A 7705-nucleotide genomic window follows, 5' to 3' on the forward strand; every position below is an offset into this window, starting at 1 on the left:
ACAGTTAACATTTAGAAGATTAAATTTGAAGCATCATTCCAGTGGTATTTTTGTTTAATCACAGCATTTTTAATAACTAACACCCCTGGGTTTGATCGTACAATGGTCTTTATTGCTGTTTCATCTGCAAAAAAGTATTCAAACGCTACGCCATAGCGTTCAAATAATTCTTCAAACTCAGTACCACTTGAAGCCGATAAAGCCACTACTCTATAATTTTCTTGTTGTGCTTTTTTTATTTGTTCAACTAGATTTTTCCAACCTTGTTCATCAGATTTTGAGAGGTTGTAAGTAGTTATTAACAACAAGCGTTCTTCATTAAGTAGTTCATCGGTATAATCTTCGTCTTCTTTATTAAATCCAAAATCGGTAATAGGAGGTTCATAACCTTCTTTAATCAAAATGCTTTCTACTTCAATAAATTCACCTGCAGTTTCGGGATAAGTTCCTGACGTACTAATTACTTCTTCTTTTCCGTTAATTAAAAATTTCCATCTGTACTCGTATTCCGCTTGTTCAGCATCCTCTGGTATTTGCATAGATTCCTCAATATTTACACCTATTTTATAAGGCCTAAAATCAAGTAAGGGCAAATGATAAAGTACAAAATACGCAAAAACACCGCAAGCAGTTAGTGAAAGTGCAAAAATTAAACGCTGAGTTTTTACATTGAATAAAGGTTTAATCAATTTTTCATTAGTAAATAAAAAGACAATTAGAATTAACAAAACAACATCTTTAGAAAATGATTCCCAAGGTGTTAGCGGAATAGCGTCTCCAAAACACCCGCAATCGGTTACTTTATTAAAATAAGCCGAGTAGAAAGTTAAGAAAGTAAAGAACACAATCATTAACAGCAAACTCCACTTAGTAAATTTAGGCAAAAAACCAATGAGCAGAGTAACCCCAAGCAGAAGTTCATAAATTACGATAAACACCGCCATGGGTAAAGCCAGGGGAATAAGAAACTCGAGATTTAAAACATCAGCACCAAAATACTCTTCTAATTTATAGGAAAATCCAAGGGGGTCATTAAGTTTGATGAAACCACTAAAAATAAAAAGTCCTCCAACAAAAATACGGGCAATTTGAACTAAAAAGTTATTCATTTATTCTGTTTTTTCGTTTTCTAAAATCAATGCAAAGATAGCATAGTTAATCATATCTAAGTAGTTGGCCTCTATGCCTTCGCTAGCTATTGTTTTTCCCTGATTATCTTCAATTTGTTTAACGCGAAGCAGCTTTTGAAGGATTAAGTCGGTTAACGAACTTATTCGCATATCCCGCCAAGCTTCACCATAGTCGTGATTTTTATCCAGCATAAGGTTACGCGCTCTTTCCACTTGTTTTTCAAAAACCTCAACGGCTTCATCAAAAGATAAATCGGGTTGGTCAACTACGCCTTTTTCTATCTGAATTAATGCCATTAGGCTATAATTAATAATTCCAACAAATTCTAAATGCGCTTCATCGGCTACTTTTTGCACTTTTTTATTTTGAATGCTTCTAAGGCGTTGGGCTTTTATAAATATTTGATCAGTCAGTGAAGGTAAGCGTAAAATACGCCATGCACAACCGTAATCCTTTAGTTTCTTTTTATATAAATCAACACAATTTTGAGTTACTTTATTGTATTGTTTCAAAGTTTTTTCCATAAAAATAAATCTAGCTTCTTTGTTTAATTTTTATCGTAAATTTTATTGTACAAGTCAATGTATAAAGCTTTTACCTCTCTACGTTTTAACTTCATAGTAGGGGTTAAATGGCCATCTTCAATTGACCAAATTGCTGGCGTAAGTTCAAATTTTTTAATTTGTTCCCATTTTCCAAAACTTTTATTGAATTCATCCACTTCTTCTTGAATTCGGTCAATCACTTCTTGTTTTTGGGCTAGGTTGGTAACATTACCTCCAAAATCAATATTTTTGCGTTTGGCCCATTCTTCAACAAATTCAAAATTAGGTTGAATTAATGCTGCTGGCATTTTTTCGCCATCTCCAATTACCATAATTTGTTCAATAAATCGGGATTGTTTCATTTTGTTCTCAATAACTTGCGGAGCGATGTATTTTCCTCCAGAAGTTTTAAACATTTCTTTTTTACGATCGGTAATTTTCAAGAAACCTTCGCTGTCAATTTCACCAATATCACCGGTATGAAAGTATCCATCATTAAGCACTTCATCGGTTTTTTCTTGATTTTTGTAATAGCCAATCATTACTTGAGGGCCTTTGACTAAAATTTCACCATCACTAGCAATTTTCACTTCAGTTTCAGGAATAGGTTTACCAACTGTTCCTATCTTAAAACCACCATCTCTATAATCGTTTACTGCAATAACAGGCGAAGTTTCAGTAAGTCCATACCCTTCCATGACACGAATTCCTGCAGCATTAAAAACACGCGCTAGACGCGATTGCAAAGCGGCACTTCCTGAAGCAATGACTTCTAGATTTCCGCCTAAAGCTTCTTGCCATTTACTAAAAATTAATTTCTTGGCAATTTTTAATTGAAATTCATACCATGCTCCGTTAGCTTCATAAGGTTCGTACTTTAAACCTAAATCTACTGCCCAAAAAAACAAGGCTTTTTTGATTCCTGTTAGGTCAGTTCCTTTGGCTATAATTTTATCATATACTTTTTCTAACAACCTAGGAACAGCGGTCATTACTTCAGGTTTCACTTCTTTTAAGTTATCGCTAATTTTATCTATTGATTCAGCAAAGTAAATACTTACCCCGTTGTATTGATATAAGTAAAGTAACATTCGTTCATAAACATGGCAAACAGGTAAAAAACTCAAGGCTTTAGCTTGGCCTTCAACCAATGGCAAACGTGTATGACTATGAAGTGCATTGCTCACTATGTTTTTATGTGTTAACATTACTCCTTTAGGTCTTCCGGTAGTTCCTGAAGTATAAATTAAAGTAGCTAAATCGTCTTCTTTTACTTGTGCTTTTAGTTGTTCAACTTCAGCTTGTGTAGTTTCATCTTTTCCTAATTCTAAAACTTCTTTCCAGTTTTTAGCTCCTTCAACTTCATCAAAAGTGTAAACTGCTTTTAAGCTAGGCACTTGGTCTTTTATGGCCATTACTTTATCATAAACTTCTTGGTCTGAAGCAAAACAAATTTTAGACTCACTATGATTCAATACATATTGATAATCCTCTTTAGAAATTGTAGGATAAATTGGCACATCTTGCGCACCTAATTGCATCACTCCTATATCTACCACATTCCATTCTGATCTATTATTTGTTGAAATAATAGCCACTTTATCGTTGGGTTTTATAGCTAATTTTAACAATCCTCTACTTAATTGATTAGATTGATCTATATATTCTTTTGTGGTCAAAGACACCCATTTACCCTGGTATTTAGTAACTAAAGCATCATTTAAATTAAATTTTTCTAATTGGTAGTAGGGAAAATCGAATAATCTTTTTACTGATATCATCTTCAGAAAGTGTTTGTCTGTTCAAGTTTGTAATGCAAAATAGAAAATATTTCGGAATAAAACTACAAACTCCTTGCTTTTTGGATAAAAATAATTAGAATTTATTAAAGTAAGTGCAAAGAGTAGGCATTTGCTGGTTAGAAACTGGCTGAATTCTCATCCCCTTGAGTTGGTATTTACCTATCTTGGGCTGTGATTTTGTTTGAAATAGGCTTAAAAACTGAGAAAAAAATACAATTAATTATTAATCAATTTAAGTTTAGCAAACTTCAGCAATAAGCTTTTTACACCACCTATTTGAAAATCAATATTGGCTTTTTTATCCTGACCAACCCCTTTTACTTCTAGTACTTTTCCTTTTCCAAATCGTTGGTGTTCTACCCATTGGCCGGCATCTAATTGTGGAATAGGCTTTCTTGGTTTTGCTGGCGAATTATCTTGAGGTTTTACTTTTCGCAAACGCCTAATGCGTTTTTCTTCTTCCTCTGTTTTTGAAGGAGGAGTTCCTTTTTTGGGTTTGGTGGTGCGTAAATTAGACTTATCAATTTCATCATCAAAGATATCAGGATTTACAAAAGACCTAAATTGATAATCGTCTTTTGGAACCATGAAATCTAAATACTGTTCATCTATTTCTTCAATAAACCGACTAGGTTCAGCGTCAATTAGTTTTCCCCAACGATAGCGTGAAATAACATAAGTTAAGTACGCTTGTTTTTCTGCGCGAGTTAAAGCCACATAAAACAAGCGTCGTTCTTCTTCTAGTTCAGACCTAGAGTTCACGCTCATTGCCGAAGGAAACAAATCCTCTTCCATTCCTACCACATAAACAAAAGGAAATTCAAGTCCCTTAGCTAAGTGGATAGTCATTAAAGCCACTCGATCAACCTCATCGGTTTCTTTATCTAAATCGGTTGCTAGGGCTACATCTTCTAAAAACTCGCTTAAACTTCCTGTGGCATCAGCAATTTCTTTTTGCCCTTCAACAAAATCCTGAATACCATTCAAAAGCTCTTCAATATTTTCAATTCTAGCAATTCCTTCTGGAGTGCCATCTTTTTTCATTTCTTGAATAAGCCCTGTTTTTTTAACTACAATTTCAGCCAAATCAAAAGCGTCTTTTTTCTCTGCCATTACCCTGAAGCTCTTAATCATATTATTAAAATTCTTCAGCTTTGTTTGGATTCCTTTATTGATGTCTAAATTAAGTTTCTCCAAATGTTCAATTATTTCAAACATAGAACGTTTGTAGTGATTGGCCGCTAAATTGAGCTTATCCATGGTAGTCTGACCAATTCCCCGGGCGGGAAAATTAATGATTCTAATCAATGCTTCTTCATCTTTTGGATTAGCAATCAAACGCAGATAAGAAAGTACATCTTTAATTTCTTTACGTTGGTAAAAAGAAAGTCCACCATAAATTCGGTAAGGTATATCTTTTTTTCGCAAAGCATCTTCCATTGCTCTACTCTGCGCATTAGTTCGGTAAAGTATAGCAAAATCACTATTGCGCATCTGATTTTCCATTCTATTTTCAAAGATTGAACTAGCCACAAAACGTCCTTCTTCAGCATCATTAATCAACCGATTAACCCGAATTCTAGGCCCTTGGTCATTCGCCGTCCACACTACCTTTTCTAAGCGTGTTTTATTTTTTTCAATCACCGAATTGGCTGCCTCAACAATATTTTTAGTAGAGCGGTAATTTTGTTCTAATCGAAAGGTTTTTACATCGCTATAATCCTTCTGAAAATTCAAAATATTATTAATATTTGCTCCTCTAAAGGCGTAAATACTTTGAGCATCGTCGCCTACTACGCAGATATTTTGAAATCGGTCACTCAAAGCTTTTACAATGAGGTATTGCGAGTGGTTGGTATCCTGATACTCATCTACCATAATATATTTAAACCGATTTTGATACTTGGCTAAAACTTCAGGATAACGCGCTAAAAGTTCATTGGTACGCAGAAGTAAATCGTCAAAATCCATAGCATCAGCTTTAAAGCATCGCTCAACATATTCCTCATAAATTTCGCCTAACCTAGGACGTTTAGCCATGGCATCTGCTTCCTGAAGCTCTAAGTCGCGTTTATAAGCTTTAACTGTAATTAAGGAATTTTTATACGAAGAAATCCTAGATAAAACTTGTTTGTATTTATAGACGTCTTTATCTAAATTAAAATCCTTAATAATCCCTCTAATTAAACGCTGTGAATCTTGCGCATCATAAATAGAAAAATTAGAAGGATAACCTAATTTATCAGATTCTGCTCTAAGAATTCTAGCAAAAACCGAATGAAACGTACCCATCCACAAATTTTTAGCTTCAGAATTACCAACAATTTCAGCAATTCTAGATTTCATTTCACGAGCGGCCTTATTGGTAAAAGTAAGTGATAAAATAGTAAACGCATCTACCCCTTGGCTCATTAAATAAGCAATTCGGTAAGTAAGCACACGTGTTTTTCCAGACCCCGCACCAGCAATTACTATCATGGGGCCATCTTTTTGAAGAACAGCTTCCCGTTGGGCATCGTTTAATTGAGCTATAAAATCCTGCACAGTATTTTCTTTTTCTAAATTTGGAATTCAAAAATACACATAAAAAATAGATTTTAGCCCCTACACAAAAACCGATTTTTCTACTTCCTCACTAAGGTAAATGAGTGGTTTATGAAGCCGAGAACCTGCTTTCCGCTTCAAGTCCGCAATTGTAAGCTAAGTTTTTTAAGCTTTTTCAAGAGCTTCCTATCGGTCGCTTTTCAAAAGTAAAAAAACTAAAGCCTACAATTTTACGGGCTCATATCTTTGTATTTTTAAACAGTTAAATCATTAAAGCTAGGGTAGCAAATTGTTTGCGGGCTAGTTACAATCATTGATTGATAATGCTGATAAAGGCAAATCTATCCTAGTCTTTTTCTTAAAGATTCAATAGTACCTAAATACTATAATTTAGTTATAGATATTGTATTACATGAGCAAAGTCTTAGAGAAAAATTTTAATGATTATTACGCAAAAAATACTTTTATTATGAATTTAAAATTTTCAGTAGGTCTTGATGTGTCAAGTAAAAAAGTAGATGCTTGTATAAGCACGATAGACTGTAATCAAAGCGTGAAGGTTAAGTCTTCTTGTAGTGTTTCTAATTCAAAAGCAGGCTTTTTAAAGCTAGTAAAATGGATTGATAAATGGACAAAAAAAGAGTCTATTCCAATAGTTGTTAGCTTAGAAGCTACTGGTGTTTATCACGAAGAACTTGCTTATTATCTAGATGATGCAGGGTATAGAGTTTCTATTATTTTACCAAACAAAGCAAAAAAGTATTTACAATCTATTGGCTTAAAAAGTAAGAATGATAAAATAGACGCTAAAGGTTTGGCACAAATGGGGGCAGAACAAAATTTATCTCAATGGATTAGACCTAAAGATGTTTTTGTAAGCCTAAGGTCTTTAACACGACAGTATCAATCCATTCAGGAATCGATTACGGTAGAAAAGAATAAGCTACATGCAGAAGAACAATCAGCTTTATCAAACAAGCATGTGATTAAGCAAATGAAAAGCCATATACGTTTCTTAGAAAAGCAAAAAACAAAGACAGAAATTGCTATCGAAGAAGTCATAAAAAGTGATGAGGAGCTAAAATTAAAAGTAGAGAATATTTGCACAGTTAGAGGATTATCAATACTTTCTGTAGCTACTGTTATAGCAGAAACAAATGGATTTAATCTGTTTAAAAATTACAAGCAACTAGTGAGTTATTCTGGGTATGATGTTGTAGAAAATCAATCAGGTTCTCATAAAGGCAAGACAAAAATATCGAAAAAGGGAAACTCAAGGATTAGACGAATTTTACACATGCCATCGTTAATAGCAATAGGTTCAGAAGGGACAGTTTTTAAGAACCTTTACCTTAGAGTTTATGAAAGAACAGGCATCAAAATGAAAGGTATTGTCGCTGTTCAAAAAAAATTATTGTTAACAATTTATTACTTGTGGAAAAAAAACGAACCCTTTGATATTAATTATCAAAATAAAGGAAATAAAAATATCCAAGAGGAGGAGAAGGAGCTTTCCTCTCGGTACGCCTCTGAAAGAGGCGAAAAAAATAGCCAAACAAAAAGTTTGGCTATACAAGGTAAACATCCAGTGAGTGATCAAAGTATGCTTCCTCTCGGTAAAATCAAAGATAAAAAAATTATGGTTGAAAATTAAAAAAATGTTTGGATTTAAAGATAGTACCT

Annotated in this window: 5 protein-coding genes; 1 reads left to right on the forward strand and 4 read right to left on the reverse strand. The window is 33.7% G+C overall.

What is annotated here, in order from left to right; translation table 11 throughout:
* Nucleotides 1–11: 11 nt before the first annotated feature.
* The 4 genes from G7034_RS06280 to G7034_RS06295 all read right to left on the reverse strand — a co-directional run bounded on the left by G7034_RS06280 (nt 12) and on the right by G7034_RS06295 (nt 6022).
* On the reverse strand, nt 12–1109 hold the full coding sequence (locus tag G7034_RS06280) for a BT_3928 family protein (protein WP_166400115.1): 1098 nt from the start codon (nt 1107–1109) through the stop codon (nt 12–14).
* The gene (locus G7034_RS06285; protein ID WP_166400116.1) at nt 1110–1655 is read right to left on the reverse strand and encodes a DUF1599 domain-containing protein; all 546 of its coding nucleotides are present in this window, start codon (nt 1653–1655) and stop codon (nt 1110–1112) included.
* Between the two features lie 23 nt (nt 1656–1678).
* A complete protein-coding gene (locus G7034_RS06290; RefSeq protein ID WP_166400117.1) occupies nt 1679–3457 on the reverse strand; it encodes an AMP-dependent synthetase/ligase in 1779 nt (592 codons plus the stop codon).
* A 237-nt stretch (nt 3458–3694) separates the two neighbouring features.
* Nucleotides 3695–6022, reverse strand: coding sequence for an ATP-dependent helicase (locus tag G7034_RS06295; RefSeq protein ID WP_166400118.1), 2328 nt, complete (start codon nt 6020–6022; stop codon nt 3695–3697).
* A 469-nt stretch (nt 6023–6491) separates the two neighbouring features.
* On the opposite strand from G7034_RS06295, the gene G7034_RS06300 reads away from it, so the two are divergent.
* The gene (locus G7034_RS06300) at nt 6492–7676 is read left to right on the forward strand and encodes an IS110 family transposase (protein WP_166399234.1); all 1185 of its coding nucleotides are present in this window, start codon (nt 6492–6494) and stop codon (nt 7674–7676) included.
* Nucleotides 7677–7705: the final 29 nt, after the last annotated feature.

This window comes from Psychroflexus maritimus (assembly GCF_011089875.1).
GTDB classification, from domain to species: Bacteria; Bacteroidota; Bacteroidia; order Flavobacteriales; family Flavobacteriaceae; genus Psychroflexus; species Psychroflexus maritimus.

Bases quoted from the DNA above. Each gene is read 5' to 3' on its own strand.
- G7034_RS06280 (WP_166400115.1), bottom strand. From the start codon at position 1,109: ATGAATAACTTTTTAGTTCAAATTGCCCGTATTTTTGTTGGAGGACTT.
- G7034_RS06285 (WP_166400116.1), bottom strand. From the start codon at position 1,655: ATGGAAAAAACTTTGAAACAATACAATAAAGTAACTCAAAATTGTGTT.
- G7034_RS06290 (WP_166400117.1), bottom strand. From the start codon at position 3,457: ATGATATCAGTAAAAAGATTATTCGATTTTCCCTACTACCAATTAGAA.
- G7034_RS06300 (WP_166399234.1), top strand. From the start codon at position 6,492: ATGAATTTAAAATTTTCAGTAGGTCTTGATGTGTCAAGTAAAAAAGTA.